Consider the following 2322-nt stretch of genomic DNA (forward strand, 5'->3'; position numbering starts at 1 on the left):
CCGTTTAGTACATGTGTTATAATTGCAGTAGATAAGTTGGCTGATTTAGCTATATCATTATGGGTTATACCTTTTAGTTTTAATTTGTAAGAAATGTATTTTCCAACTTGTTTACTTATATAATTACTCATATTGCCTCTTATCTTTACCTGTTTTTTATCTAAAAAAATAAAAATATTATCATTTGTACTTAATATTTCGATAAATAACGGGTATTAATTAATACTTATAACAATATTATACTTAAAATTAAGGTAAAAGTCAATACTTAACAAAGGTTTTTAGTAAAAAAATGAGAAAAATAGGGGAAAGAATAAAAGAAATAAGACAAAAATTAAGTATATCTCAAGATGATATGTCTAAATTATTAGGAACTAATCAAAAAGCTCTTTCAAGATATGAAAACAATAGTGCTACTTTCATACCAAATGAAGTATTAGAAAAATTATCAGAAGTCTATAAGATCAATTTAAATTGGCTTATAACAGGTCAGGGAGAGATGTTTATAAAAAATAATATAGATAGTTCCGAAAATCAAAAATATACTGTAAATGAATTTAAATCAGAATATGATATTGATAAGGAATTAGAAAATATAAATGGCGAGTGGATAGCAAAAAGCAGTAAATACATACTTGAGGATAGCAGTTCTATGCTTGAAACAGGACAAAAGAATCTTAATTTAATTAAAGTCATAAATGGAGATATGAATTCAGCAGATGCCATTCAAATACCAAATGAATTAAAAAAATATGAAGGTAAATTAATAGCTATTATTCAAAAAGGCGATGATATGGAGCCGATTATCAGAGATTCATCTATTGTATTATGCGATACTTTAGGTTTTCAAGGTGCTGGCTTGTATGTGTTAAAACTAAATAACATTTATATGATAAAGCGAATATCGTTAAAACTTGATAATTATTTATTATCGCCAGATAATAAATTATATGAAAGTTTTGAAGTACCTCTTAATAGTGATAAATTAAAAATAGGCGGCAAAGTAAGATTTGTTGCCAATGTTTTTTATTAAAAATATTTTTTAGGAGTTTTATTATGAAAAATAATAAATCATTTATAATCATAATAATATTTGCAGCTTTAGGTGCTTATTTAGGAACTTCTTTTTATAAATCAAATAATAATAATCCTAAAGATAAAGTTAATTCTAAAAATGAAATAATAGGTATTTGGAAAAACAAAAATACAGGTTTTGTATACAATTATCAAAATGAAACTCTAATAATATCAGATAATAATGATGATATATTTTTAATTTTAAAGTATATGATTACTAATAGTTCATTAATAGGTATAGATAGTAATAATGATTTTTATAGTAATGCTATGTTAATTTCTAAAAATAAAAATAAATTAGCTTTAATAAATGATGAAGGAAAAGTTATATATGATAAAGTTAATTCGGAAGAATTAAAATATAATATTGTAAAAGATGAAAAAGAAGTTGTTGGATTATGGGTTAATGAACTAGAAAGTATATCTTATGGATATTCGTTTTTTGATGATGGTTCAGTTGTAATGCTTATAGGTTCTAAACCTGTAAACACTGTCTTTAAATATTATATAAGTAATGATATATTTTATACTGTTAAAGATAATAAAGTGCATACAGAAGGCTTTCCGCTAATACTATTAAAGAATCAGTTATATATGTTTGGAGATGCTAAAAAACCTTTAATAAAAATGATGGATAATTAATTCATTGGAGGCTTGCATACTTTGCAGGCAGTGTATCCTCTTTCTTTTGCTTTCTGAATACTTATAGGGTATTTATTGCCTCTTAATGTTCTGCAGTTTTCTCTATGATATTTTTTACCTTTGTCTGAAATATAAACTGTATTAGCTTGAGCAAATATGCTTGAAGTTATAATAAGCGATATTAAAAGTATTTTTATAAGTTTCATATTTTAGTCCTATACGCTATAATAATATAAAAATTATAATAAAATTTTAGTGTATATGTCAATATTTATAGTTATGAATTTCTATAAATAAGGAGAAAGAGACAAGTCGAGTGCCGATAGTTGTAAAACTATGCGAGACTTGGAGGGTTAGCAATAAAGGAGAAGTGAGCCGAAGCAGCAAATAAATTTATTTATTTGCAGATTATATGCGTAGGCGAACATAGCAATAAAGGAGAAAGAGAGCCGAGCCAGTGAATAAGTTTACTTATTCACTTCTTTAAGGCGAGGCGAACATAGCAATAATTGATAAATCCAAGCAATAGACCATCACACAACAGCGAATAAGATATTATTTGTTGATTTTTTAGAACTTTTTTATATAATATTAATTAGGTAG

The 2322-nt window shown here is 25.3% G+C and carries 3 protein-coding genes; 2 read left to right on the forward strand and 1 reads right to left on the reverse strand.

Annotated elements, in window-relative coordinates; translation table 11 throughout:
• Positions 1-292: 292 nt before the first annotated feature.
• A complete protein-coding gene (locus tag F811_RS0100235; RefSeq protein ID WP_020003316.1) occupies positions 293-1033 on the forward strand; it encodes an XRE family transcriptional regulator in 741 nt (246 codons plus the stop codon).
• 23 nt (positions 1034-1056) lie between these two features.
• Positions 1057-1719 (forward strand): hypothetical protein, encoded by a 663-nt coding sequence (locus F811_RS0100240; RefSeq protein ID WP_020003317.1) that lies wholly within the window; start codon positions 1057-1059, stop codon positions 1717-1719.
• Here the strand turns inward: F811_RS0100240 and F811_RS0100245 are convergent.
• Positions 1716-1925 (reverse strand): hypothetical protein, encoded by a 210-nt coding sequence (locus tag F811_RS0100245; protein WP_020003318.1) that lies wholly within the window; start codon positions 1923-1925, stop codon positions 1716-1718. The genes F811_RS0100240 and F811_RS0100245 overlap by 4 nt on opposite strands.
• Positions 1926-2322: the final 397 nt, after the last annotated feature.

The sequence above is a fragment of the Brachyspira innocens ATCC 29796 genome, from assembly GCF_000384655.1.
Lineage (GTDB): Bacteria > Spirochaetota > Brachyspiria > Brachyspirales > Brachyspiraceae > Brachyspira > Brachyspira innocens.

Coding starts and splice junctions, on each gene's coding strand:
- F811_RS0100235 (WP_020003316.1), top strand. CDS start 293: ATGAGAAAAATAGGGGAAAGAATAAAAGAAATAAGACAAAAATTAAGT.
- F811_RS0100240 (WP_020003317.1), top strand. CDS start 1,057: ATGAAAAATAATAAATCATTTATAATCATAATAATATTTGCAGCTTTA.
- F811_RS0100245 (WP_020003318.1), bottom strand. CDS start 1,925: ATGAAACTTATAAAAATACTTTTAATATCGCTTATTATAACTTCAAGC.